Genomic DNA, 22,854 nt, shown 5'->3' with positions numbered 1-22,854 from the left:
CTACACCGCTATGACTAAAAATAAAGGCAGCGCCGATAAAAACTTGAGCAACGTTGTAGAGGCGCTTGATATCAATCCCGTTAACAGCCATCATGCCCAGCAGCTTCAGCAGGACAAGAACGATCGCCGCCATCAGGATGCGCTCAATCATGATGAGCCGACCGATTTGAAGCATCCGCGCAGCTAAAAACCAGCAAGAAAGGAGGGCAAAGCGATGAGCAAGCCAGACAGTACTCCGGTCCCTAATCCTTATGACCATCAGGAGAAGCCAAAAACTCACAATCAACAAGAGCCATTATCTGGATCCAAGAAGGTGAAACAGCTCAATCATACCCGTCATCACAATCCTCAAGGCTGATAAGCTAAAGATTTGGTAAATATTGATTATAGCCCTTTTTTTCCGGTTAATTAACCGGGAAGCAGGGGCTTTTTTTATATGTCTGAAAAACAGACAATAGTCTTTTCGAACTGGCAATTATGGTTTAGAATGAGAGTTGCGTTAGAAAATGGAGGGGAAATCCGAGATGAAGAGAATCAAAACCGGATTTATTGTTTTACTGGCTGTCATGATGGTTGCCGTGGCAGGCTGCAGCAAGGGGAAGCCGCCTAAAGAAGCTGTTACATCGGCATTAACCAACATGCAGGAAGCCAAATCCATGAGCTTCAAAGGAACCTTTGGCATTGACAACGTTACGCTTCCGGACAGTGCCGCAATGGACAATACAAATGCTGCCGTGGCATCTGGAGTCGTTAATTTTCTTAAAGGCGCTACGATCAATATGAATGGTGTCATTCAGACGGACCCGCAGCATGCTGAGTTCACACTGGATATGGCGCTTGGCAGTGAAGATATGAAATTCAATATGAAAATTCCGATTATCGTGACGGATGAAAAGGTATGGGTTAAAGTGCCAACTATCCCGGGCTTCCCCATTCCCGAAACGATCGCCGGGAAATTTGTCGAGATTGATGTGAAGAAGCTCGCTGAAGAGCAGGGCGGAGCTGCCATGCCGGATGCGGCAACCATACAAAAAATGAGTCAAGACATGATGAAAACAACCCTTGATAATTTTGATGAAAAGACCTATTTCAGTGAGCCCAAAGCCGGAGATATCAAGTGGCTGCCGGAGGACTATAAAGCTGACCAATTTGTCCGCTTTTCGATTAATCCGCAAAACTTTGAGACAGCGATCACCACTGTAATTGAAAAAGTTGCACCCCAGATCATCGATCTTATTCTTAACAATGAAGCGTATATGAAAACACTCCAGACCAGCAAGGAAGATCTGGAGCGGGCTAAAGCGGAATTGGAAGGCAAGGAAGAAGGCGAAGTGAAGGATGCGATCGCTGAGGTCAAGAAATCCCTTAAGGTCAATGAATTCACGTTGACGAGCGGTATCAAAGACGATTATCTGACGTATCAGGATATGACGATGAACATGGATTTTATTGATGAAGCCGATACAACCAAGCTCGCGGCTCATATGTTTATGACGTATGCGGATATCAACAAGGACGTGACATTCGAGTACGGAATCCCGACAGATGCGATTCCTGTGGAACAGCTTCAGGAACTGCTGGTCCCGCAAGGATTGGGCGATATGTCTGGCATAGAAGAGCTGCCGGATTCCACGAAGGGACTTTGAGTTGATTTTGCGCATTGCCATGCAATAATTTAAAAAGTGCATTCTTCGAGCCCGGAGCTCAAGAACGCACTTCTTTATTATTTAGACGAGTTATGGAACCGTACCCTGCTTATTGTTTGCTGATTTGGCGGTAGCCGGAGGGTGTGAAGCCGCTATGCTCCTTAAACAGTCGGGAGAAATAAAATAAGGTCATCCCTACACGCTCTGCCACTTCGGAGACAGGCATGTCCGTGGTAGACAGCCATTGTTTGGCTTTGTCGACACGCATGGCGTTGAGATATTGAATGGGAGAACTCCCGGTGAACTGTTTAAATACCTGGATGAAATAATTAGGATGGTAATGAACCAGCTTGGCCAATTCGTCGATTGTCAGCTGTTCTTCAAACCGCTGCTCCATGTAAGAGATCGCGGTATGGATTTTATCAACGACAGCAGAGCTCCGATTGAGCTTGATTTCCCCGATTTGCTCGATGAAGCAAGCCATGATCTCCATAATCAGCGAATTGACACGAAAGCTCGCGGCGATCGTATCACGCTGGATATATTGCTTCAGCGAGGCGAAAAGAAAGATCCAATGCTTCCAGCGTTCTTCGTCGTCGACAGTGAGAATATATGGAGTTTCCATAATATCGAACAATCTCAAATCTCCCAAAGTCGCGGTGAAATGACACCAGTACTTTCCGTAGGTTTCATCGCTGATGGTGGAATAGCTTTGGCGTACGCCTGCAGGCATCAGTACCACCTGTCCCTTGACGGGATAATACTCCTCGTCCTCGATACGAATGAGACCTACACCCTCCTGGATCAAATAAAAACGGTTAAAGGTGGGAACATGATCGAATTCCTGCCAGGAACGCTGTACTTTGGTATATTCTGCGGTCCACACCTGGAAGCGGGCAGAAGCCAGAAGTTCTTCCCACAAGCGGCTGTTTTCATCCGGCATAAAGGTTGTACTCTCCCTTTTTGGGCATATATTTAGAGATATCCTGAAAAAATAATTGCCCTGCTTCGATGGCAGAGATCGAGGCAAGGCAAGAAGGCTTCTGGTAAAATGGCGCGCCCGATACGATTCGAACGTACGACCTGCAGTTTAGGAAACTGTCGCTCTATCCTGCTGAGCTACGGGCGCGCGGCAACATTTATAATATCACGTTTCCTTTAGGCCGTGCAAGCCTTAACGAGGAACAGTGAGAAGCAAATGCGGGGAAACAGTTAAACAGCGGTAAACGGTTGGAGTAAGAACAAGGTACTAGAATTTCATGATCCTCCACAAATAATCCTGACAATCAAACGATTTTCATCGAAAGAAGCGGGTTCCTGTTGTTTTATGTCGAAATATTCCCTAAAATACTGTCGAATCCTCGACATGTTTTTACAAAATCCTGTAATCGATAGGGGTATAATTAACTTGTTACTGTTTGTAACCCAAGAGGTGATAGGAGCGATTAGCAAGGAGTCATGAACGACAAAAAAAAGCTGCTCGACGAGTTGCACGTTCTTCGCATCAGACTTTTGGAGGCTGCGGAGACGCGCGGAAGTTTAACCGACCCAGAAGTTCTTGCTATCAGTGAAGCAGCCGATCAGCTTATTGTCACCCTACAATATATTCAGAAAAGAGAGTTAAACCGGCAGAGGCATCCTACTCCTTTATCATAGCAAATCATCATCTACAACCGCCCTCTTAATCGACGAAAAAATTGCGTGAGCAAAGCTGAGCATTCTTCCTGCAATAGTCCGCTGACAAGCTGGGTCTCATGATTGAACCGCGGTTCCTGCAATAAATTCATTAATGTACCCGCACAACCTGCTTTAGGGTCTGCTGTGCCGTACACGACTTTTTTTACACGACTTTGGATAAGGGCTCCCGCACACATCGGACAAGGCTCCAGGGTGACATACAGGGTGCAATCCAGCAGACGCCAGGCGCCAAGCTTGCGGCTGGCCTCACGTATGGCAATGATTTCGGCATGCGCGGTGGGGTCCATAGAGGTCTCACGTAAATTATGTCCTCTACCGATGACTTCATCGCCATGTACGATTACCGCCCCGATGGGAACCTCCCCGAGCCGTTCGGCTTTCAATGCTTCTTCAATTGCTTCCTGCATCCATTGCCGGTCTTTGTCCTGAAAATAAAAGTTATCCATAGAACGTCTCCTTCATCTACTCGACATATTGTGCCACGAACAGATATTCGTTGTTAACAGCATGTGCATAGAATTGTGTATAACTCATCCGTTATGCACAGATTTATACACATTGCCGAAATTAATTTGTGGATTTGGGGATAAAATTGTGGATAACTATGTGAATAGTCACTTTTTTGACCCATTTCTAGTCTGTAATCATGGCTGCAGTTACTTTCATTTTATGACAAATATGTTATGATCCAAGTAGATGTCCACAAGCGTGCAAAAGGGTGTGTCGTTAGTTGTCGGTAAAAACGAAGCTATCGTTCATGATTTCGTTCATCGTATTTTTGCTGCTGATTGTTAATGTGATTTTGAACGAATATTCGACCAGAGTCAACATAAAGGCTGAGGTTGAATCAAATATGACCCATATCAGCGAGCAAATCGCCGCCTCCGTAGCCCAGCACACCAGAGAGTATGAATTATTGCAATCGGTATTCGACGAAAAACTGAAGATGGCTTCAGCGGAAACAGCCAAGCGGCTGCAAGACAGCGCAAATCCCGTTACCAGTGAACAGCTGGGACAGCTGGCCAGTCAGCTGGGTGTGACCCAGCTCTCGCTCATTGTACCCATAGATGGAGAATATATCATCAAGCAATCTTCCGATTCGCAGTTAAGCGGACTTAATATGAAAAGCCTGGGGAAGCCCGAGCAGCTGCTAAAGCAGGGACTTACCAATCATTCAAGTGAAGCGCTGCAGAGATTGGGTTATTATTTCTGGTCCGGACCCATCGAAATAAATACAGCTTCAACGACTATGGCCTATCCCGGCAAGTGGGGATTCTATATGCTGAACGATCAGGAATCTATCATTGGCAGCTATATTCAAAATAATCAAACGGAGGGCTATGGGGAAATTAACAGTCCCACTTCCGTATTATCCCAAACCATGACTAATAATCTGATTATTCTGGAGATCAGCGGCTTCAATCCGTTATTATTTGGCAAAGAGCCCGTCGGTGAAATCCCGAAAATGACCAGCGCGCAGCAGATGGCGGAACATCCGGTTTCATTCGGCAGCTATCATTACAGGCAGCCCCAAATGGATGAGAGAAATATTCTTGCGGCATCCCGGGGCCAGAATGTTTTTCGATATACCACCGTTCAGGGCAAGGATGTGATAAAAAGCTTCGTCAAAGTCGCCGCTCCCGTCCCTTATGTCATTGGCCTGGTGTTGGATGGACAGCCGCTAACGAATAAAATCGATGAACAGCGCAACAACCAGATTTTTATTTCCGCTATTCTTCTTATTATTGTCGTGTTCTGCAGCTATTGGTTGTCCGATATTCTGATACGTCCCATCCGTTCGATTTTGTGGAAAATCAACGAAGTTTCCTATGGACGTTTTGATAATTCAATTGAAGTCAAGCGCAAGGATGAGCTTGGGCAGCTGGCCCAGCGGGTCAATGCCATGTCCAAGAACCTCGGGATTTATATGACCAAGCTCAAACTGGCATTCGAAGAGAACCGTTCAATGAAAGAATATTTGGAATCCTTCATTAACCATACGACGGATGCGATCCATGTGGTTGATCTGAGCGGACGCATTACCCAGGTGAACCGGGCATTCGAGCAGCTGTTCGGATATACAGCGGATGAGGCAACAGGTCATACCCTTCCACTGGTTCCGGAGCATTTGCATATGGAAGAGCTGCAAATGATGGAAGGGCTCAAGTCGGGCAAACATTTGACAGCCAGGGAAACGATCCGGGTCAACAAAAGCGGGGAGTGGATCGCCGTCAGTGTGACGACATCGCCGATCAGGGACAAGCATGGAACGATCCACGCGATTGCGAGCATCACCCGCGACATGACGGGCCGCAACAAGATGGAGGAGCTGCTGCGCCGGTCAGAGAAGCTCACGACGGTCGGACAGCTAGCGGCAGGGGTCGCCCACGAAATCCGCAACCCGTTGACCACGCTTCGCGGATTTCTGCAGCTCCAATTGGAAACAAATAAGCTGAATACCCGGCATGTCGATATCATGCTCTCCGAGCTGGACCGGATCAATCTGATTGTGGGAGAGTTCCTGATCCTCGCCAAGCCCCAGGCTACCCGGTTTGAGGAGAAGGATGTCCGTTTTATTCTGGGGGATGTCATCTCCCTGCTCGACAGCCAGGCTCATCTATGCGATATCGAATTTATTGCCAACTTCAACATGGACTCCTGCCTGATCTCCTGTGAGGAAAATCAATTGAAGCAGGTGTTCATCAACCTGCTGAAGAACGCCATCGAGGCGATGCCGGACGGCGGGGAAATTCAGGTGAGCATCGACAGCAAGGGAAGCAGCGAAGTGTCCGTATCCATAATCGATGAAGGAATCGGCATCCCGGAGGAGATGATCTCGAAGCTTGGAGATCCTTTTTTTACCGGTAAGGATAGCGGCACGGGGCTTGGGATTATGGTCAGCCAGCGGATTATTGAAAGCCATCATGGTATGATGGAGATCAAGAGCAAGGTCGATGTCGGCACAACGGTAACGATCACCCTGCCGCTTATTCAGAAGCCTCGGGAAGAGACAAGCGAAGATCAACCGAATCATGTACAATAGTAGCTGCAGCGACATACAAAGCAAACGGTGCGGGGTGAACTTTCAGCTTGAGAATTAACAAATTTATTAGTGAAACCGGATATTGTTCCAGACGGGAAGCAGACAAGCTTGTCGAGTCGGGACGCGTGACGATTAACGGCATAACAGCAGAGCTCGGGAGTCAGGCGGAGCTTGAGGATGATGTAAGAGTGGATGGGGAGCCGATAGGCGAGCAGAAGAGCCATGTATATCTTGCGCTCAACAAGCCGATCGGCATTACAAGCACAACCGAAGCTCATATTGAAGGCAATATTGTTGATTTTATCGGTCATGAGGAGCGGATATTTCCGATTGGGCGTCTGGATAAGGATTCGGAAGGACTCATTCTGCTGACCAATGACGGAGATATTGTGAATCGTATTCTGCGGGCAGAAGGAAGGCACGAGAAAGAATATATCGTAACCGTTGACCGGTCGCTTACGCCGCGGTTTCTCAAGGCGATGAGCGAGGGCGTCCGGATTCTGGGCAGCATGACGCTTCCCTGCAAAGTGACGAAGGAAGGGGACCGTGTCTTTCGGATCATACTGACTGAAGGAAAAAACCGCCAGATCCGACGGATGTGCGCAACCTTTGGTTACCAGGTGCACGGCCTTCGCCGCGTCCGCATTATGAATATTCATCTTGGCGAGCTCGGAAGAGGCAAGTGGCGTGACCTGACAAAAGGCGAGCTGCAGGAGCTGATGGCACTGCTGGAGAATCATGGGTGAGAGGGCAGGCAATAACGAGCTTTATATACCAATGCCTCTTGAGAGCGGCATAGCTGAGGTTGGCCCGCAATCTCGCATATAAATGAATAAACCAAAAACCAACTTTTCCGGCAGATATGCCGGATATAAGTTGGTTTTTTTGTAAGGTACCTTTATATAAGGTATGCGGAGGATTGACCAAGACTTGAAATAATAAGAGTCTTTAGGCTTTTGGGGTTGCCGGAATTTCCTGGGCCTTGGTGGCATCCATGAATTTACGGATAATGGATACTTCCACGCGGCGGTTCTTGGAGCGGCCGAGCGCCGTATCATTGGTGTCCACGGGACGATACTCTCCGTACCCGATAGCGCTGAACAGCTTCGGATTCAGGTTCTTGTTGAGCAATAAGACATCCATGAAGCGTATGGCACGTGAGGAGCTCAAATCCCAATTGGATTGAAACTCCGCGGTCGAAATCGGCTCATTGTCGGTATGCCCGGATACGACGATTTCATAGTCGGAATAAGGCTGCAGCATGTTCGCGATCGCTTTCGCAAGTATGCGCGCTTCCGGCTTGACTGTGGAGCTGCCGGATGGGAAGAGCGCATTGTCGCTTATCGTAATCATAAGCTGCGATTGATTAAGCTTTGTATCGAGCTGAGTTGTGAGGCCGTTCGTCTGGATGTATTTATCAATCTGCTTCTTGAGGTCCTCCAGCTCCTGCTGCTCCTGCTTCATCAGCTCATTGCGCTTCGCATCGGTGGTGGCATCCTCCGGTTTGGTCTGGTTTTTGTCATCCCGGTCCAGATCCTCGCCATTGCTGACGACGGAGGTATTATCCAGAACGCCGACACCGCTGTCGAGAGCCACGTTAAACGCTCTGCTCATATCCTCAAACTTCTTGGAATCAACGGAGTTCATTGCATATAATACGATGAACAAGGCGAGCAGGAGGGTAAGCAAATCGGCATAGGGGATCAGCCACGACTCGTCGGCATGTTCTTCGTGATGCTCGCTTTTATGCCTTCTGCTCATTGCCCTCCGCCCCCTTCTCACTCATTTTCAAACGTTGAGTAGGTGTTAAGTATACAGACAGCTTCTGATTGATTGCGATGGTCGATACACCGGATTGAATGGACAGGAGGCCTTCAACCATCATCAGTCGAAGCTCGACTTCACGTTTGGAGAGACGCTTGAGCTTGTTGGCAATCGGATGCCACAGCACGTAACCGGTGAAAATCCCGAGCAGGGTAGCAATGAAGGCCGCTGCGATCGCATGCGCCAGCTTCTCCATGTCGCTCATATCTGCCAGTGCGGCAATCAGACCGATAACGGCGCCGAGAACCCCAAGCGTAGGAGCGTACATGCCAGCCTGGGAGAAAATAAGGGCTCCGGCGCGGTGGCGCTCTTCTGTAGCGGATATATCCTCAAGCAGCACGTCGCGTACAAAATCCTGATCGTTCCCGTCTATAATCATCCGCATTCCGTTGCGAAGAAAAGGATCCTGGATATCATCGACCTGGGTCTCAAGTGCAAGGAGGCCTTCGCGGCGGGTGATGGTAGCCCAGTCCATGAATAAGCTGATAAGCTCTTCACGCGGCAGCAGCTTCTGTGCGATGAAAGTCATCTTGAGCAGCTTAGGGAATTTTGCGATCTCGTTCATGGGAAAAGCAATGAAGAGAGAAGCTGCGGTACCCACGATAATGATCGTGAACGCAGCGGGGTTGACCAGACTGTTGAGCGGCGCATGCTTGAGCGCCATACCAAGAATAACAGCCACGAGCCCAAGCACAATACCAATAATCGTTGATTTTTCCATGACACACCTCGTCCGATAAAATATTGACAATGGGATAGCTGCCGACTAAAGGCATCTCGGATCCCGTTGTTAGAATTGCAGGGCGGTACACGGAGTGTCCGGCTGACAAAATAAAACTTCTTTCGACAATGCAGTCTATATCTATTTATCGTCAAAATCAGCGTGTAGATTAGAGCAATTTGGATGTTTTAGAAGCAATTGATTATTTTTTATGTGATATTCGTGTAAAATGATGATGAAGAAGCTCCATTTGAGGGTAAAGGTGGTTATAAGAGATGGGCGTTAAGCACGCTAGAGAATATACCGACATTTTGAAGGATCTGACCGAGGCAATCGGGTCGATTGAGGACAGTTATACTTTTTTTGAAATGGAACGGGCGGACTGGATGGCGCTTGAGCCGCAGCAGCGGACCGAGCTGATGGAGGTTCTGGCGGATGACCTGTTCTACGCGCTTGGCGAGGATTCCGTCATAGAAGTCGGGCAGGGAGTGGTCAATTACCGTTCCAAACACCATTGCATCGAGGTTTCGGTCGATGGGAAGGAAAGCCGGATTGTCCGCCTGATTTAAACCCGTTGGATGAAGGAGTGAGTATCGTGGCCAGAGTGGAAAAACTGCCGAAGGCGATAGTGGATGAAGCGATATCGGGGCTTGAGAACTGGGATCGCGAGGATGAGAAATGGATACGGGGCAGCTACAAGCTGGGATCGTTCAAGGATGCGATGGCATTCGCCCAGCAGGTCGCCGTCATTGCCGAGGAGATGGATCATCATCCATATTTCATCATCGATTACAAGAAGGTCATTCTTCGATTGAGTACTCTGGATGCTGGCGGCTTGACGGAACTGGATATCCAGGCTGCCAAACGCTACAATGAAGCCTCGCTTGCTTATCTTTAGGGAATAGAAGGCAAACAAACGGATGTGTGGACTCCAATGCCGTGTGCCTATGGCAGTTCTGGCCCTTTACAACGATTCGACACTATTTTACAATAAGAAAAAAGTGTTAATTGTTAGTAAACATGACATTAAGATATCATGAGGGGCGCGGCGGCGATGACGGAAGCACACAGCATGACGTGGTCAATGGAAGAGAATACGGTTGATCAACTCATCCCGTTTTACCAGCCGGTGCTTGCGCTCGATACCAGGCTGATTATGGGCTACGAGGCGCTTGGCCGTATTCGAACCCGTCAGGGAGTACGCAGCCTCGGGCCATTTTTTGAAAACAAGACGATATCGATGGGGGAGCAAATTCGCGTTGACAGGCTCCTGCGAGAGCAGGCGCTGGCCAAATTTGCCGCGGATCCCGCATCGTCGGACCGGGGGATGCTGTTTCTGAATTTAAAGCCCTCCTGGATTTTTCAGACCTATGCGGATACCGGGGAACTGCCGACGCTTCGGCTGCTGGATAAGTATGGTGTCGATCCTGGCCGTGTGGTGATCGAGATTACGGAGGAGTCGTTTCTGGATCCTATGGAGCAGCTGCGGGCTGTTGTCGATGTGTACCGCAAGGAAGGCTGCCGGATTGCCATAGACGATGTAGGCAGCGGATTCAGCAATATGGACCGGATTGCGCTGATTCAACCCCATATTCTGAAAATCGACATCCATATGCTCCAAAAAAGCGAGCTTCACAGCGGCTATTACGGCGTTCTTCGTTCCTTCTCCACGCTGGCCGACCAGATTGGCGCTTCGCTGCTGCTTGAAGGTGTGGAAACGGAACAGGAGCTGCAGCGCGCCATCGAGATTGGCGCGAGGTATGTGCAAGGGTATTTGTTTGCTCCGGCAGAGCCGGAGTTCAGGCCCTCGGACAGCTTTGCCGGATTGATCGAAAAAGGGCTGGAACAGCGCCGCTCGCGCATCATTCTGGCTGAGCGTTATTGGACTTCCGAGGCGGAGAAGCTGCGGCTTATTGTGGAAGCGGCCTGGGAGGCAAGAGCGGAAGGGTGCCCGGAAGAGGCGGAGGATACCGTTATCGAGCAAATTCTCCCTAAACTGGAGGCATCCTGTATCCGCGTTTATATGTGCAGGGAAGACGGCATTCAGATCTCATCCAACTATCATCGGATTATGGGAGAAGACTGGAAGCGGGAGGCAGCCTTCCGAGGGCTGAATTGGAGCTGGAGGCCTTATTTTATCCCGACTTCAGTGGAGCTCGAGGGAACGATGCGCGCCGCGGTGTCCCGAACCTACACGGATCTAGACTCCTTCGACCGCATTCGAACAATCTCTATGCCGGTAGGCAAACGCGGCCTGTTATTCGCGGATTTAATCGACCCTGAAGGGGAAAGCTGACAATCTCACGGCATGACATAATAAAGAAGACATACCAGCTGCTCGGCGAGAGGAGCGGGTATGTCTTTTTGTTATGATCGAGGGAGGAAACTAAGCTAGCGCCGCCAGTGGACGGTGAAGCGATCACTTCTTATAAAAAACGTGATGTTAGGTCTCAGAGGATACTTTAGGAAATAAGGACAGGGCATAGAGCGCGGACAATCCCACGATAATGTAAACGATTTTGGCGCCGACTGTGTCCGAACCGTCGAAAATTTCCGATACCACATCATACTCGAACAGACCGACCAATAGCCAATTCAACCCTCCAATGATGAGAATAATCAAGCCAATGATATTCAACGTTTTCAAAATGGACCCGCCTCCTTGAAAATGGTATGCGAAGCACGAGAACGAAGCTGATGGATATGCTGCGCTCTTCACACCCCATAATACGATTATGCAAAGCGGGGATATTTTAGTACGTATCGCGAGTGCCCCGCATTCTTATGAGGCATTCATCGGCTCGGGAGAGTAGGTCATGCAGTGCACTTCGATTGGGCCGTCAACCGTCCTCCTGATATAGGTATCGGTAATCACAAACCCGGCTTTCTCATAGGTGCGGATCGCCCGCAGGTTCCATACATGCACTTCAAGATCCAATATATCTTCAGGCGCGCGGCTGATTCCTTCTGCGATGATAGTTTGCAGAAATTGCAGGCCAAGCCCGTGTCCGCACAGATCCGGACGCATGCCCAGACCAATCCGGGTAACGCCGAGCAGAGGGAAGAACTGGATAAATCCGATCAATTCGCCATCCGCATCCACGACTGCGCAGTACTGCTTCTCCCGGATCTCGGGATCGCCGAACTCCAGACCGAGCTGCAGCATGACCTCCCATGAAGACCAGTTATAGAAATCAAAAGGAGGCTCATAACGCCAGCTGCAGAGCTCTTCGGCCTGCTGGGGCGAGAGCGCCGTTACGGTAAAGCTGGAATTATTGGCTGTACGTATGAGATTCATGTTTAGGCAAGCCTCCTAATGGGGATCATGACGGAAAGGATGATTGTTATTATAGCAAATTGGTACGAATTCTAGTGGAGGAAATATCCGCCTGATCGGTTTGAAATGTCTTCCTGACGGTTAAATAATAATAGGTATTGCCGAAGATGTCCACACAAGGAGGAATTACCATGCTTTTTTCTCATATCGTGGTCGCTTATGACGGTTCTATGGCTTCTGTTAAAGCACTTAATACCGCAATTGAGCTGGTGGAAAAGAAGCAGGCGAACAGAATTACCGTGGTTCATGTATACAGTGTTCCCTACATGGCGATTGCGGATTCGGTTGTATCGGTGCCGAACTCCGTACAGCGGGAATGGCTGGAGAAGGCGCAGAAATTGCTCGCTGATGCCAGCGAGAAGATCTCGCAGCTGCCTTATGCAAATACGGTTATTCTGGAGGGCAGTCCGGCTGAAGCCATTCTGCAGTATACGGAACAAAACGGGGGCAATCTGATTGTGATCGGCAGCCGCGGACTTGGTGGACTACGCGAATTTATGATGGGCAGCGTAAGCCACAACGTCGCCCAGCATGCGAGTGTCCCGGTGCTTATCATTAAATAAAATTGCAATGAAGATGTCCATTAGGAAGCAGTTAGAATAGATAGTAAAAGGGCCGTAATCCCGCGCTGCAGCGTTGGATTACGGCCCTTTGTTCACGAAAATAACCAGAAAGGCTGCTCCTGCTTGCAGCAGGGTTTATTTGCCCAGCAGAATCCGGGTGTAAGGCGAATCAATCGGCATGAGAATAACCGGCTCGTTGGAGAGCGTCGTCACATAGCTTTCCAGGGTACGGTAGAAGCTGTAGAACTGAGGGTCTTTTCCGTACGCCTCGTTATAGATTTTGGCGGCTTCCTGCTCGCCCTGGGCAATAATTTTCTTGGCGTCGGCTTCTGCCTGGGCCAGAAGCTCGGTTGCCGTGCGGTCGGCCTTGGACGTGATTTTGCGGGATTCCTCGTCGCCTTCGGACAAGTAGCGGGCCGCGATCGACTGCCGGTCCGAAATCATCCGGTTATATACGCTCTGCTTGTTCTCTTCCGGCAGATCGGTCCGTTTGATCCGGACATCGATAATTTCGATGCCGTAGTTATCGCGTATGAGGGCAGTGGAAACGTCAGCCGTAATTTCATCGTTAATATTGCCGCGTTCCGTATTCTCGCTGATAATATTATCATAATTGATTTCCGACAGCTTGCGCCGGACCGAGTTGTATACGGCTTCGTCGATCCTCTGGATACCCACCGATATGGTCTGGGCAGTCTTGAGGAAGAATTCAGGGTTGTCGATCCTCCAAACCGTGTAATTATCGACGATGATCGGCTTCTGGTCTTTGGTCAGAATGGCGGTAGGATTGCTTTCATATGTCATCTGGTACTTGGGCAGTGTAGAGACATTTTCGATAAAGGGAATTTTGAAGGCCAGGCCGGGTGTCTTCTCTACCCTGACAGCCTCGCCGAATTTGAGCACCACCTTGTACTCGCCTTCTTTGACAATGAACATGGAGGTGAAGATCAGGATGATCACCACGACAGCCCCGGCTAAACTCAGAATCATTCGTTTACTCATGGCGTTGAACCTCCCGAGGTCGTACCGGATGATGTGGCAGAAGGTGTGGTCGTTGTCGTGGTCGTTGTGCTGCCGCTGCGCAGAAGCTCATTGATTGGCAAATATTTCACGGTATCCCCGGCTGAATCAGAGATGAAGATTTTGGCCTTCGGCAAAATTTTCTCCAGCGTCTCGACGATCAGACGGCTTTCGGTGACATCGGGATTTTTCTTGTATTCGGTGAAAATGGCGTTAAACTGGGCGACATCGCCCTCTGCGTTCAGAATCCTGGATTTCTTCGTCCCTTCCGCATTCTCGAGCAGCGCCTGCGCTTCACCGCGCGCTTTGGGGATTTTGTCATTCTCATATTTGGTTGCGTTGTTGATCTTCGTATTCTTCTCCTCGCGGGCGTTGGTAACCTCGCGGAAGGCTTCCTCGACCTGGCCGCTTGGCGGTTCGATGTCCTGGAATTTAATATCGATGATCTGCATGCCGGTGTGGTATCTGCCCTGCAGCTCCAGCAGTCTTTCGCGGACTTTATCCTGGATCTCGGTCTTCCCGTCGGTGATGGCATAGTCGAGCTTCTCTGACCCGATAACCGAACGGATGGAGGAGCTGGAGGCATTGCGCAGAAATTGCTCCGGATTATCAATGTTGAATAAGTATTCATGAATATTGCTGATTTTCCACTGGACGACGGCGTCGGCAGAGACAATATTCTCATCGCCGGTAATCATCATGGCTTCTTCATCAACCGGCGTAATGGTCGCCCCGTCCTGACGGTAGCCGATGTAAATGCGCTGCGTCAGCTCGGCGGGTACGATAATGACCTGCTGAATTGGAAAGGGCCATTTGAAATGCAGCCCGGCCGTTGTCTCGCCTGTATATTTGCCGAAAGTCAGAATAGCGGCTCTTTCCTGTTCCTGTACCGTGTAGAAGCTTGAATATCCAATAATAATGACAAGCAGGATCACGACCCCGATCGCGATCTTTTTGAACAAGCCTGGCGGCAATTCGGGTTTGTTCTTTTTACTTTCCATTCCCACAAGTTCCATTCAATCACGTGCCTCCCTCATCTTATTTCTGTATAAATCTGTCTCTGTAGGAAGTCTATACGCAGCCAGGGGCATATAGGTCTCATAAATAAATTTTACCCGGATAGTTAGGTCTTCCTTGATAAATTCCCCGCGTGGTATGATAACGGGGTCTGCATATGGGAATCAGGAAAGGAATTATACGTATGGCTCGATTGGTTTTTCTAGGTTGTGTCGCTTATTTTGTTGTCGGGTTAGGGCAGCTTGTTGTTGGAGCTGTGATGGAGCCCATGGTCCATGCTTACGGGATTCATTACGGAGATGGCGGACAATTGGTCATGAATTCGTTCCTGGGCGGCATGGTGGGCGTTCTGCTGGCACCCTGGATGATCAGACGGATCGGCAAGAAACCGCTGCTGCTGCTGGCGCTGGGCATCATTGTCGCAGGGGAAGCGGTATACGCGCTGCAGCCGCCCTGGGGATGGATGCTGTCTGCGGCGCCGTTCGCCGGATATGGTCTGGGAACGATGGAAGCGATCGTCAGCGCGTTCATCATTGGCGCATCGGCCGGCAATGCCAACGTGGCGATGAGCCGGGTGGAGGTGTTCTTCGGCGTTGGAGCGCTGCTGATGCCATTCGCCGTGGCGGCGCTCATTGCAAGCGGGCATTGGGTCGCGGCGTTCGGCGTCGTAGGCGGAATGGCTATCGTAACTTTGGTCCTGTGGCTGCTGTTCTGGCCGTCTATTCTGGATCGTCCAGCCGTTCATCAGGCTCATGAAGCGAATGAGGCAGGGCAAATGCCCAGCCGTTCGCGCATCATAGCTGTGCTGACCGCTTGCTGCACCTTCTTCATCGTGTATGTCGGGATGGAGATGAGTTTTGTTCATTATTTGCCATCGCTGCTCGTGCAGAGTAATGGACTTACGGAGGAAGCGGCTTCGCTGTCCTTAAGCGCCTTCTGGGGCGCGATGGTGCTGGGCAGGCTGGCAGCCGGCCAGATGGCGGACCGATGGGGCGGCGCGGCGTATCTGTTCACAACCTGCGCCGTGACTTTTGTGCTCTTCGTGCTGATGGGCGGCTTCGGGGGGCCGTGGGCGATGTTTCTGTTTACCTTCGCGGCTGGGCTCGCGATGTCGGGAATGTTCGCCATTGCGCTTGTGTTCGCCAATCGCGCGCTGCCCGGCATGACAGAGCGGACCATCAGCCTGCTGATGGCCTGCGGCGGGATTGGCGGGGCGTTCATGCCCCGGCTAACGGGATGGTTCCTGGACGAAAATGGTGCGGATGCTACGCGCTGGCTGTTCGCAGGCTATGCGCTTCTCATGTTTGGTGTCGTGATTTGGGCCCTGCTTGTATCAAGGCCAAAAAAGCAGTCCATGCAGACTGCAAACCATGTTAGACTTCATTCCACTCATTCGTAAAGGAGACAGGCCTATATGAAAGCTATTGTAACGGCAGCCTGGCTGGCCGAGCATGCACAGGACAAGGACTTGATCATCGCGGATTGTCGATTCCGACTGGATGATGTCGCTGCGGGAGACAGCGCTTATCAAGCGGCTCATCTTCCCGGGGCTGTCCGTCTGGATCTGGACCGCGATCTTACGGGGGCGAAGGGAGAGCACGGGGGCCGGCATCCGCTGCCGGATCTGGCGCAGCTGGCCGCGAAGCTTGGTTCGCTTGGCATCGGCAACGGGACAACGGTCGTGGCTTACGACGACCAAGGCGGCGCTATGGCCTCGCGTCTGTGGTGGCTGCTGAGGTATATGGGGCACGATGCCGAGGCTTATATTCTGGATGGCGGTTATACCGGCAGGGAGAAGGCGGGTTATCCGCTGGATTCGGCGGTTCCTGAGCCGAATCCGCAGACGTTCCGTCTGCAGGTCCGCGAGGGGCTGACCGCGGACGTGGAGGAAGTGCGCGGCAAGCTGGGCCAGCCGGGCGTCGTGCTGGTCGATTCCCGCGAAGCGCCGCGCTACCGCGGCGAGGCGGAGCCGATTGACCGCGCAGCCGGGCATATTCCCGGCGCGGTCAACCGTTTCTGGGGCGAAGGCCGCGGCGCAGACGGAGCCTGGAAGAGCGCCGAGGCGCAGCGGGAGCGCTTCGCGGATCTGTCCAGGGACGATGAGATCATCGTCTACTGCGGCTCTGGCGTAACCGCCTGCCCGAACGTGATGGCATTGGAGGCGGCGGGTTTTACCCGGGTGAAGCTGTATCCGGGGAGCTGGAGTGATTGGATTTCGTACGCGGACAATCCGGTTGCGGTGGGGGACGAGTAAGAGCGGAGAGGCCGCGTCGGACGCGGGTTTGGGGGCTGTGACAGGTTGCCGATGGGTAGCCTGCTGCGGCCCTCTTTGGGTTTCTCTGCAAACAGCTTGCAAACAAGAAGTCGGAGAAAACAGTTGCAGGAACCCCGGAACCAACCACAGTCGGGTGCCGCCAAAGCTATGGTGGCGTTATTTCTGTTCATTTATAATAATATAAATTCTGGAAATTCCAGAGAGCAAGATATCTACGTAGAACGGAAAGGTCGCTACGAAAGGGCAGGATACCACGGTGCTCAGCACAATCGAGGCGAAGCAACTTCTTTGGGCACAAATCGTTGCGAAACGATTTTCGGCCCCGACTATACTTGAATTCGAGAGGAGGGGATGAGATGGAGTGGTTGGAGCGGATGAACAGGGCGATAGACTACATTGAAGAGAACCTAGCCGGGGAGATTGAGCTTAGCGAGGTGGCCCGCATGGCCTGCTGCTCGTCGTACCAGTTCCAGCGAATGTTCTCGTTCATTACGGACGTGACGCTGGCGGAGTATATTCGGCGGAGACGGCTGACGCTTGCTGCGCTGGATCTACAGCACGGCGGAGCGGCGAAGGTGATCGATGTCGCGCTTAAATACGGTTACGAATCTCCGGTCTCGTTCGCAAGGGCGTTCCACGCTCTGCACGGGATCACCCCGGCCATGGCACGTCAAGATGGGATTGCGCTCAAAGCTTACCCCCGTCTGTCCTTCCTTATCACGATCAGAGGGGCAGATGCGATGAATTATCGGATCGAGACGAAGGAAAGTTTTGAAATGTTCGGTATTGAAGGTGTATTCCGCACCGATGGGGGCGGGGAGGCGCCGCAAACGCCGGCCAAGCTTTGGGAGCAGAGCCATGCGAATGGCGATGTGAAGCGTCTTGAAGCGTGTACGGGCGTTTTGCCATCGTTCGTCAGCCAGGACCTGTATCCTGTGCATGCGGTATGCAGCTACAGGATGACCGGGCCGGACACGTTTCCGTACATGTTGTGCGGATTCAAGGAAGGAGCCAGCAACACGGAGGGGTACACCCCGGTAACTATTCCCGCGCATACGTGGGCGATCTTTCCGTCGGAGCCGCACCAGTGGGATCAGTTCGATGAGACGATCGAAACGCTTTATCGCCGCTTTTACACTGAATGGCTCCCTACGGCGGGCTATAAGCAGGTGGACGGGGTAGAGTTCGAAATGTACGGTAACAAAAACGGCCTCAACTATATCGAGCTCTGGTTCCCGGTTCGCAAAGTGTAACTGGTGTGTAGGAGAAATCCAAATGAGCTTGAATTAGGCTGTCGAGAAATTCTCGACAGCCACTTATCTGTAACGTTCAATATTGATTATTTTTCAAACAATCCGTCAACAACTTGCAAACAACTCTTGTTCGTCATCCTCCAGCCCCACACGGAGCCAGTAGCTAAAGTAGCGAACGTGTTTGCTTAACAACCTTCAAAAAACAATGGTGGTGTATAAATAAACATAATCAGCTTGCTGGATGACAAAACGCTTAAGGCGATCGAAAAAAGAGAAGCGATCATTGACGCAATAAAGCTCAAGGTTATTACGATTAAAGAATTGCAGCTTTTTAAACATGGGCTTGACGATAAAAAATGGTTTTGATTCTTGAAGCTATGGAAGCCGTCACCGGAAAAAATCCTGAAATCGCTGATCTGGAATGGCTGGAATTTGCTCAAGAATGGATTACCTCAAATCGAATAGCCTAAGAAGGGAATCTTCCAGGGTTATATGCGCTTGCAAGAATTATTCTTATCCCTCAGTACGCAAATAGTGACCTGTATGATGTTATAGCAGCTTTATGCGAACAAGAACAAGAAAATGGTGTGAAAAATCAATATCTCAGTAGTCTTCAATGGCATATGAATTCCGGGTACAGAGCGCGGGGAGAAAACGACCGCTGCTCTGTATTTTTTTGAACGATCAGAAAGGCTGAAATGTGGCCTCATCTCTTCTGATCGTTGTGAGGAAGAAACTAACTTTACGCATAAGGACGGCGAAGCCGTTTCTTCTTGATATATACACAAGGACGGCCGGAACTCCTTTTCTAAGGAACGGCTATTTTAACAACAAAAATATATCTAATATCGTCATAAACATATTGTAAAACGATAAATATATGTTAAAATCGAATTAATTCTTCTAAAGTGAGGGGCTTTTTTATGAAACGAGGAACAACACTATTTTTAAAGGTAGCTGTTATTCTTATTGGAATCCCAGTTCTTGCTTTATGCATCTTTTTGGTGCCTAAGATCGCGAATTATGCGGTGGAATTGTATCCGGATATGACGTATTTGAAACTTCTCGTGTTTATTGATCTTTATGCATCGGCGATCCCTTTTTACTTCGCTCTGTATCAAGCTTTTAACCTTCTGAGCTACATTGACAAGAACACGGCGTTCTCGGAATTATCCGTGCGGGCTTTAAAGACTATCAAAAACTGCGCGATCGCAATCAGCGGCTTGTATGCGGCAGGCATGCCGCTCTTTTATCTCATCGCGGAGAAAGACGATGCCCCGGGAATCATCGTCATTGGATTGACTATTATTTTTGCCTCTATGGTGATTGCCGTTTTTGCCGCCGTTCTCCAAAAGCTCTTAAAAGAAGCTATCGATATCAAATCGGAAAATGACCTGACGGTCTGAGGTGAATATTATGGCGATCATAATCAACATTGATGTGATGTTGGCTAAACGAAAAATGAGCGTAACCGAACTTTCGGAGAAGGTTGGAATCACAATGGCTAACCTTTCCATATTGAAGAACGGAAAGGCAAAAGCGATTCGATTATCCACTTTAGAGGCGATTTGTAAGGCTTTAGCATGCCAGCCGGGGGATATTTTAGAATACAAAAGCGACGAAACCCAAGCATAAAGGAGGCATAACGATGGACAATAACAATCTCATTACCGAAAACATGGATAATCCCCGTGAGCTGGAGAGAATGTTTAGAGAAACCCCCGAAGCCTTTAAAAAGTCATTCTCCTATGCATGGGAACAAAACCCCGATTCGCAGGTTCTTGCCGTTTGGCAGGAAAGACTGCATTTCAAGGAGACGGAAAATACAGAAAAGACTTCTTTGATTCAGAAAAATTTCTTATTCGTGGGTATTTTGGCAATCCTGGCCGGGATTAGCACGAGGCTCCTTTTTCATTTTACCGAACAGGAAGCAATAGCCCCGATTAACCTTGTTTTCGGCATACTTCCCTTTATGGCTATCTATTTTGTATACAATAACCCCTCCAAAAAAAATGTGATCTACACCCTTTCATCGTTATTCCTGATCTCCGGATTTTATCTGAATATGCTCCCGCTAGAGAATAAAGACAGCATTATCATGGCTTATCTTCACCTTCCCATTTTCTTGTGGGTAGTTATGGGGCTGGCATTTACAGGAAATGAATACGGCAGAGGCAGCGCAAGATTAGCCTATCTTAAATTTAATGGGGAATTTGGCATCCTGTACGCCTGCATGGCCATCAGCGGAATGGTGCTAACCGCAATAACGATGCAGTTATTTAGATTTGTCGGTACGGATATTTCGGAATTCTACTTCAAAAATGTCGTTTTATTCGGTGCTGCCGCCCTGGCGATCGTGGCTGCCTATTTGGTATCAAGGGACATTAAGCTTGCAAAACATATAGCGCCCTATATAGCCAAAATTTTCAGTCCGCTTGTACTGGCAACATTGCTGGTCTACTTTATAGCGGTTATTTGGATTGGAAAAAATCCATTCCTGGACCGCGATTTCCTCTTGGTTTTCAACGGAGTGCTCCTTAGCGTATTGGCCGTCACCATTTTCTCCATTACCGAACGCGGCACGGACGAGAAAATGAATGTTTCCGATTATATTAATTTTGCCCTCATCGCCCTTGCTCTTATCATTGACGGTGTAGCTTTATCGGCCATCGTGTTCAGGCTTTCTTCCTATGGGATTACGCCCAACAGACTTGCTGTTTTAGGCGTAAATCTACTGATCTTTGCCAATCTCATTTGGATTATTCTCTCTTATGTGCGTTTTCTACGAAACAAAACCGGACCGTCAGCTATTCAAGATGCCGTTACGAAGTATTTGCCGGTCTACGGACTGTGGGCTGCTTTCGTTACCTTTACTTTCCCTTTGTTCTTTAATTAGAAAGGCTTTGCATTAAAAACATTTCTATTGCGACTGTTATTCAGCATATTGGCGAATGCCACAAGATCGTGCAGTGAATCCGAAATGAGTGAGGTAGTGCAGCTGGAGTGACTGGATCAGCTATAAGGGAATCCCCGCGTGCAGCTGATTCAGCTCAAGTTATCTTTCGACCTCGACCCTATCAAGTAGCCGATAATCGTCGATTCGACGGGGATCACCACGAGCGTCCACATATCCTTTAATCCAAAGTCGGCCGAACGGTATCGGTCGGGCGTCAACGTATAGACAAGGGCGATGAGAAGAACGCCGAGTGCGATCGTCCCTACGATATACAGGCGAACATTTTCTCCTGATCCGAAAAATTTGCCAAGAAAGCCGAGCTCCGCTTTGCGTTTATCACTTTCCGCGTTCGCCGCTATGATCTTGCTCGCTACTTTCGGGTCCTGGATTTCGATCTTATTCATGCTCCGTGACCCCCTCGCCCGAGAAAAATGTAAATGTCAGCGCCCAAGACGACGCATCGAAATTTATGGTCACCTCGTAACGCAGAGAGAGTTTGCGGTTGTTCAGGACGCCAAGATGGACCATGTCGTCGTTGCCGGTCGGCTTGCCTCTCGGAAAGTTGACACACGCGATCCGGACCTCATTGTAACGAACAAGCCGGATATCCGTCATGAAATCGTCCCTCGACGGTTCGTGTTCGACACAGAATACGAATGTTAACGGATCGTTTTCTTCCGACAACACGATTTCGATGGGACTCATCCCATAGGCGAATACTCTGCCGTGATACACAACTTCGAATCCTCCAGACGTAATTTTCATCTTTATCCCTCCGAGGCGATCTGTCATTGTACGAGCTTCCTTGATATAGTGTACGAACGAGTGGACGGGTTCATGTCAACAGTCGGTCTGCCCGCGTGAATTGCACATCGGGGAACGATCGGCTGAACGATAACTGTATGGCGAGACGGCTGTGTTTCTCCTTGCGCCAAGGGAACGGCCTTTTTGTTCACTGCATAATTTTTCGTTCTAATAGTTGCAATAACCTCCTATCTCGCATATACTGAAATTAGTTGCAATAACATCCTATATAGGAAGGTGAATCTGATGGAAGCGGATGGGGCCCATGAATCCAAGGGGGCTGTTGAATCGCACGGGAAGTACATTTCGGCCATTTATCGCCATATGCAGGTTCTGATCGCAGCCGAGCTGGCGCCTTTTCGCATCGGGAGCGGGCAGTATATTTTTCTGATGGCGATCGCAGGCCAGGAGAAGATCACGCAGAAGGCGCTGAGCGAGGATCTGCTCATCGATAAGACAACGACCGCGAAGGCGATCGCCAAGCTTGAAGCCGAGGGATACGTGCGGAGGGAAGCCGATCCCGCCGATAACCGCTACCAGCTGCTCTATCTGACAGAAGCGGGCAGGGCAGTGGTTCCGAAGGTTCAGGAAGGATTGAACCGCATCAAGAACATCGCCCGGAAGGGCATCAATGACGAGGAGTATGCGTTCATGCTGAGCCTGTTGAAAAAAGTGCTCCGCAATGTGAGCGAATAGA

General features: G+C 49.8%; 27 protein-coding genes and 1 tRNA gene. 17 read left to right on the top strand and 11 right to left on the bottom strand.

Going from position 1 to position 22,854, the window contains the following annotated elements:
* The first annotated feature begins 10 nt into the window (after positions 1-10).
* From ACFOLF_RS17415 to ACFOLF_RS17405, 3 genes are all read left to right on the top strand, one after another.
* The gene (locus ACFOLF_RS17415) at positions 11-187 is read left to right on the top strand and encodes a hypothetical protein (RefSeq protein ID WP_210046883.1); all 177 of its coding nucleotides are present in this window, start codon (positions 11-13) and stop codon (positions 185-187) included.
* A gap of 27 nt (positions 188-214) precedes the next feature.
* Complete coding sequence (locus ACFOLF_RS17410; RefSeq protein WP_210046882.1) at positions 215-358, top strand: small acid-soluble spore protein P; 144 nt, start codon at positions 215-217, stop codon at positions 356-358.
* A gap of 166 nt (positions 359-524) precedes the next feature.
* Positions 525-1,646, top strand: coding sequence for a hypothetical protein (locus tag ACFOLF_RS17405; RefSeq protein WP_210046881.1), 1,122 nt, complete (start codon positions 525-527; stop codon positions 1,644-1,646).
* 109 nt (positions 1,647-1,755) lie between these two features.
* Here ACFOLF_RS17405 and ACFOLF_RS17400 read toward each other — a convergent pair whose 3' ends face one another.
* Together ACFOLF_RS17400 and ACFOLF_RS17395 are read right to left on the bottom strand one after the other, a co-directional pair.
* On the bottom strand, positions 1,756-2,589 hold the full coding sequence (locus tag ACFOLF_RS17400; protein ID WP_210046880.1) for an AraC family transcriptional regulator: 834 nt from the start codon (positions 2,587-2,589) through the stop codon (positions 1,756-1,758).
* Between the two features lie 109 nt (positions 2,590-2,698).
* Positions 2,699-2,775: transfer RNA gene (locus tag ACFOLF_RS17395), tRNA-Arg, on the bottom strand.
* A 329-nt stretch (positions 2,776-3,104) separates the two neighbouring features.
* Between ACFOLF_RS17395 and ACFOLF_RS17390 the strand changes: the two genes are divergently transcribed.
* Positions 3,105-3,302, top strand: a complete 198-nt coding sequence (locus tag ACFOLF_RS17390; protein ID WP_210046879.1) for a Spo0E family sporulation regulatory protein-aspartic acid phosphatase — start codon at positions 3,105-3,107, stop codon at positions 3,300-3,302.
* 11 nt (positions 3,303-3,313) lie between these two features.
* Here ACFOLF_RS17390 and tadA read toward each other — a convergent pair whose 3' ends face one another.
* Entirely contained in the window at positions 3,314-3,790 is a 477-nt protein-coding gene (tadA, locus tag ACFOLF_RS17385; RefSeq protein WP_379113796.1) for a tRNA adenosine(34) deaminase TadA, read from the bottom strand.
* 284 nt (positions 3,791-4,074) lie between these two features.
* On the opposite strand from tadA, the gene ACFOLF_RS17380 reads away from it, so the two are divergent.
* Positions 4,075-6,387: an ATP-binding protein gene (locus ACFOLF_RS17380; protein ID WP_379113798.1), complete on the top strand. Its 2,313-nt coding sequence runs from the start codon at positions 4,075-4,077 to the stop codon at positions 6,385-6,387.
* 47 nt (positions 6,388-6,434) lie between these two features.
* The gene (locus ACFOLF_RS17375) at positions 6,435-7,133 is read left to right on the top strand and encodes a pseudouridine synthase (protein WP_210046878.1); all 699 of its coding nucleotides are present in this window, start codon (positions 6,435-6,437) and stop codon (positions 7,131-7,133) included.
* 202 nt (positions 7,134-7,335) lie between these two features.
* On the opposite strand, the gene motB is transcribed toward ACFOLF_RS17375, so the two are convergent.
* The gene (gene motB, locus ACFOLF_RS17370; protein WP_210046877.1) at positions 7,336-8,148 is read right to left on the bottom strand and encodes a flagellar motor protein MotB; all 813 of its coding nucleotides are present in this window, start codon (positions 8,146-8,148) and stop codon (positions 7,336-7,338) included.
* A complete protein-coding gene (motA, locus tag ACFOLF_RS17365; protein WP_210046876.1) occupies positions 8,132-8,932 on the bottom strand; it encodes a flagellar motor stator protein MotA in 801 nt (266 codons plus the stop codon). The genes motB and motA overlap by 17 nt, the downstream gene beginning before the upstream one ends.
* 275 nt (positions 8,933-9,207) lie before the next feature.
* Here motA and ACFOLF_RS17360 point away from each other — a divergent pair, with 275 nt between their 5' ends.
* From ACFOLF_RS17360 to ACFOLF_RS17350, 3 genes are all read left to right on the top strand, one after another.
* Positions 9,208-9,501 carry a hypothetical protein gene (locus ACFOLF_RS17360; protein WP_210046875.1) on the top strand — a complete coding sequence of 98 codons (294 nt, stop codon included), beginning with the start codon at positions 9,208-9,210 and terminating at the stop codon, positions 9,499-9,501.
* 26 nt (positions 9,502-9,527) lie between these two features.
* The gene (locus tag ACFOLF_RS17355; protein WP_379113800.1) at positions 9,528-9,830 is read left to right on the top strand and encodes a 4a-hydroxytetrahydrobiopterin dehydratase; all 303 of its coding nucleotides are present in this window, start codon (positions 9,528-9,530) and stop codon (positions 9,828-9,830) included.
* 156 nt (positions 9,831-9,986) lie between these two features.
* Positions 9,987-11,228: an EAL domain-containing protein gene (locus ACFOLF_RS17350; RefSeq protein ID WP_210046874.1), complete on the top strand. Its 1,242-nt coding sequence runs from the start codon at positions 9,987-9,989 to the stop codon at positions 11,226-11,228.
* A gap of 147 nt (positions 11,229-11,375) precedes the next feature.
* Here the strand turns inward: ACFOLF_RS17350 and ACFOLF_RS17345 are convergent, their stop codons facing one another.
* The gene (locus ACFOLF_RS17345; protein WP_210046873.1) at positions 11,376-11,579 is read right to left on the bottom strand and encodes a DUF378 domain-containing protein; all 204 of its coding nucleotides are present in this window, start codon (positions 11,577-11,579) and stop codon (positions 11,376-11,378) included.
* A gap of 135 nt (positions 11,580-11,714) precedes the next feature.
* The gene (locus tag ACFOLF_RS17340) at positions 11,715-12,230 is read right to left on the bottom strand and encodes a GNAT family N-acetyltransferase (RefSeq protein WP_210046872.1); all 516 of its coding nucleotides are present in this window, start codon (positions 12,228-12,230) and stop codon (positions 11,715-11,717) included.
* A gap of 170 nt (positions 12,231-12,400) precedes the next feature.
* On the opposite strand from ACFOLF_RS17340, the gene ACFOLF_RS17335 reads away from it, so the two are divergent.
* The gene (locus ACFOLF_RS17335) at positions 12,401-12,832 is read left to right on the top strand and encodes a universal stress protein (protein WP_210046871.1); all 432 of its coding nucleotides are present in this window, start codon (positions 12,401-12,403) and stop codon (positions 12,830-12,832) included.
* Between the two features lie 135 nt (positions 12,833-12,967).
* On the opposite strand, the gene hflC is transcribed toward ACFOLF_RS17335, so the two are convergent.
* On the bottom strand, positions 12,968-13,834 hold the full coding sequence (gene hflC / locus ACFOLF_RS17330; protein ID WP_210046870.1) for a protease modulator HflC: 867 nt from the start codon (positions 13,832-13,834) through the stop codon (positions 12,968-12,970).
* Entirely contained in the window at positions 13,831-14,868 is a 1,038-nt protein-coding gene (gene hflK, locus ACFOLF_RS17325; protein ID WP_210046869.1) for an FtsH protease activity modulator HflK, read from the bottom strand. The genes hflC and hflK overlap by 4 nt, the downstream gene beginning before the upstream one ends.
* Positions 14,869-15,053: 185 nt before the next feature.
* Here hflK and ACFOLF_RS17320 point away from each other — a divergent pair, with 185 nt between their 5' ends.
* The 6 genes from ACFOLF_RS17320 (at position 15,054) to ACFOLF_RS17295 (ending at position 21,293) form a co-directional block, all read left to right on the top strand.
* Entirely contained in the window at positions 15,054-16,268 is a 1,215-nt protein-coding gene (locus ACFOLF_RS17320; protein WP_210046868.1) for an MFS transporter, read from the top strand.
* Between the two features lie 15 nt (positions 16,269-16,283).
* Positions 16,284-17,123 carry a sulfurtransferase gene (locus ACFOLF_RS17315; protein WP_210046867.1) on the top strand — a complete coding sequence of 280 codons (840 nt, stop codon included), beginning with the start codon at positions 16,284-16,286 and terminating at the stop codon, positions 17,121-17,123.
* A gap of 377 nt (positions 17,124-17,500) precedes the next feature.
* A complete protein-coding gene (locus ACFOLF_RS17310) occupies positions 17,501-18,397 on the top strand; it encodes an AraC family transcriptional regulator (RefSeq protein ID WP_210046866.1) in 897 nt (298 codons plus the stop codon).
* A 923-nt stretch (positions 18,398-19,320) separates the two neighbouring features.
* Complete coding sequence (locus ACFOLF_RS17305; protein WP_210046865.1) at positions 19,321-19,803, top strand: DUF2975 domain-containing protein; 483 nt, start codon at positions 19,321-19,323, stop codon at positions 19,801-19,803.
* A gap of 10 nt (positions 19,804-19,813) precedes the next feature.
* Positions 19,814-20,032: a helix-turn-helix domain-containing protein gene (locus ACFOLF_RS17300; protein WP_210046864.1), complete on the top strand. Its 219-nt coding sequence runs from the start codon at positions 19,814-19,816 to the stop codon at positions 20,030-20,032.
* 13 nt (positions 20,033-20,045) lie between these two features.
* Positions 20,046-21,293 carry a DUF4153 domain-containing protein gene (locus tag ACFOLF_RS17295; protein ID WP_210046863.1) on the top strand — a complete coding sequence of 416 codons (1,248 nt, stop codon included), beginning with the start codon at positions 20,046-20,048 and terminating at the stop codon, positions 21,291-21,293.
* 149 nt (positions 21,294-21,442) lie between these two features.
* Here ACFOLF_RS17295 and ACFOLF_RS17290 read toward each other — a convergent pair whose 3' ends face one another.
* Positions 21,443-21,757 (bottom strand): hypothetical protein, encoded by a 315-nt coding sequence (locus ACFOLF_RS17290; protein ID WP_210046862.1) that lies wholly within the window; start codon positions 21,755-21,757, stop codon positions 21,443-21,445.
* A complete protein-coding gene (locus ACFOLF_RS17285; RefSeq protein WP_210046861.1) occupies positions 21,750-22,118 on the bottom strand; it encodes a DUF6864 domain-containing function in 369 nt (122 codons plus the stop codon). The genes ACFOLF_RS17290 and ACFOLF_RS17285 overlap by 8 nt, the downstream gene beginning before the upstream one ends.
* 285 nt (positions 22,119-22,403) lie before the next feature.
* Here ACFOLF_RS17285 and ACFOLF_RS17280 point away from each other — a divergent pair, with 285 nt between their 5' ends.
* The gene (locus ACFOLF_RS17280) at positions 22,404-22,853 is read left to right on the top strand and encodes a MarR family winged helix-turn-helix transcriptional regulator (RefSeq protein ID WP_210046860.1); all 450 of its coding nucleotides are present in this window, start codon (positions 22,404-22,406) and stop codon (positions 22,851-22,853) included.
* Position 22,854: the final 1 nt, after the last annotated feature.

The organism is Paenibacillus sepulcri (genome assembly GCF_042647105.1).
GTDB lineage: Bacteria > Bacillota > Bacilli > Paenibacillales > Paenibacillaceae > Paenibacillus_Z > Paenibacillus_Z sepulcri.
This window is presented reverse-complemented; position numbering and strand designations above follow the sequence as displayed.

What these genes read in the sequence shown, in the direction of transcription:
- ACFOLF_RS17415 (WP_210046883.1), top strand. Translation starts at nt 11, where the DNA reads ATGACTAAAAATAAAGGCAGCGCCGATAAAAACTTGAGCAACGTTGTA.
- ACFOLF_RS17410 (WP_210046882.1), top strand. Translation starts at nt 215, where the DNA reads ATGAGCAAGCCAGACAGTACTCCGGTCCCTAATCCTTATGACCATCAG.
- ACFOLF_RS17405 (WP_210046881.1), top strand. Translation starts at nt 525, where the DNA reads ATGAAGAGAATCAAAACCGGATTTATTGTTTTACTGGCTGTCATGATG.
- ACFOLF_RS17400 (WP_210046880.1), bottom strand. Translation starts at nt 2,589, where the DNA reads ATGCCGGATGAAAACAGCCGCTTGTGGGAAGAACTTCTGGCTTCTGCC.
- ACFOLF_RS17390 (WP_210046879.1), top strand. Translation starts at nt 3,105, where the DNA reads ATGAACGACAAAAAAAAGCTGCTCGACGAGTTGCACGTTCTTCGCATC.
- tadA (WP_379113796.1), bottom strand. Translation starts at nt 3,790, where the DNA reads ATGGATAACTTTTATTTTCAGGACAAAGACCGGCAATGGATGCAGGAA.
- motB (WP_210046877.1), bottom strand. Translation starts at nt 8,148, where the DNA reads ATGAGCAGAAGGCATAAAAGCGAGCATCACGAAGAACATGCCGACGAG.
- motA (WP_210046876.1), bottom strand. Translation starts at nt 8,932, where the DNA reads ATGGAAAAATCAACGATTATTGGTATTGTGCTTGGGCTCGTGGCTGTT.
- ACFOLF_RS17360 (WP_210046875.1), top strand. Translation starts at nt 9,208, where the DNA reads ATGGGCGTTAAGCACGCTAGAGAATATACCGACATTTTGAAGGATCTG.
- ACFOLF_RS17350 (WP_210046874.1), top strand. Translation starts at nt 9,987, where the DNA reads ATGACGGAAGCACACAGCATGACGTGGTCAATGGAAGAGAATACGGTT.
- ACFOLF_RS17340 (WP_210046872.1), bottom strand. Translation starts at nt 12,230, where the DNA reads ATGAATCTCATACGTACAGCCAATAATTCCAGCTTTACCGTAACGGCG.
- ACFOLF_RS17335 (WP_210046871.1), top strand. Translation starts at nt 12,401, where the DNA reads ATGCTTTTTTCTCATATCGTGGTCGCTTATGACGGTTCTATGGCTTCT.
- hflC (WP_210046870.1), bottom strand. Translation starts at nt 13,834, where the DNA reads ATGAGTAAACGAATGATTCTGAGTTTAGCCGGGGCTGTCGTGGTGATC.
- hflK (WP_210046869.1), bottom strand. Translation starts at nt 14,868, where the DNA reads ATGGAACTTGTGGGAATGGAAAGTAAAAAGAACAAACCCGAATTGCCG.
- ACFOLF_RS17320 (WP_210046868.1), top strand. Translation starts at nt 15,054, where the DNA reads ATGGCTCGATTGGTTTTTCTAGGTTGTGTCGCTTATTTTGTTGTCGGG.
- ACFOLF_RS17315 (WP_210046867.1), top strand. Translation starts at nt 16,284, where the DNA reads ATGAAAGCTATTGTAACGGCAGCCTGGCTGGCCGAGCATGCACAGGAC.
- ACFOLF_RS17310 (WP_210046866.1), top strand. Translation starts at nt 17,501, where the DNA reads ATGGAGTGGTTGGAGCGGATGAACAGGGCGATAGACTACATTGAAGAG.
- ACFOLF_RS17305 (WP_210046865.1), top strand. Translation starts at nt 19,321, where the DNA reads ATGAAACGAGGAACAACACTATTTTTAAAGGTAGCTGTTATTCTTATT.
- ACFOLF_RS17300 (WP_210046864.1), top strand. Translation starts at nt 19,814, where the DNA reads ATGGCGATCATAATCAACATTGATGTGATGTTGGCTAAACGAAAAATG.
- ACFOLF_RS17295 (WP_210046863.1), top strand. Translation starts at nt 20,046, where the DNA reads ATGGACAATAACAATCTCATTACCGAAAACATGGATAATCCCCGTGAG.
- ACFOLF_RS17290 (WP_210046862.1), bottom strand. Translation starts at nt 21,757, where the DNA reads ATGAATAAGATCGAAATCCAGGACCCGAAAGTAGCGAGCAAGATCATA.
- ACFOLF_RS17285 (WP_210046861.1), bottom strand. Translation starts at nt 22,118, where the DNA reads ATGAAAATTACGTCTGGAGGATTCGAAGTTGTGTATCACGGCAGAGTA.
- ACFOLF_RS17280 (WP_210046860.1), top strand. Translation starts at nt 22,404, where the DNA reads ATGGAAGCGGATGGGGCCCATGAATCCAAGGGGGCTGTTGAATCGCAC.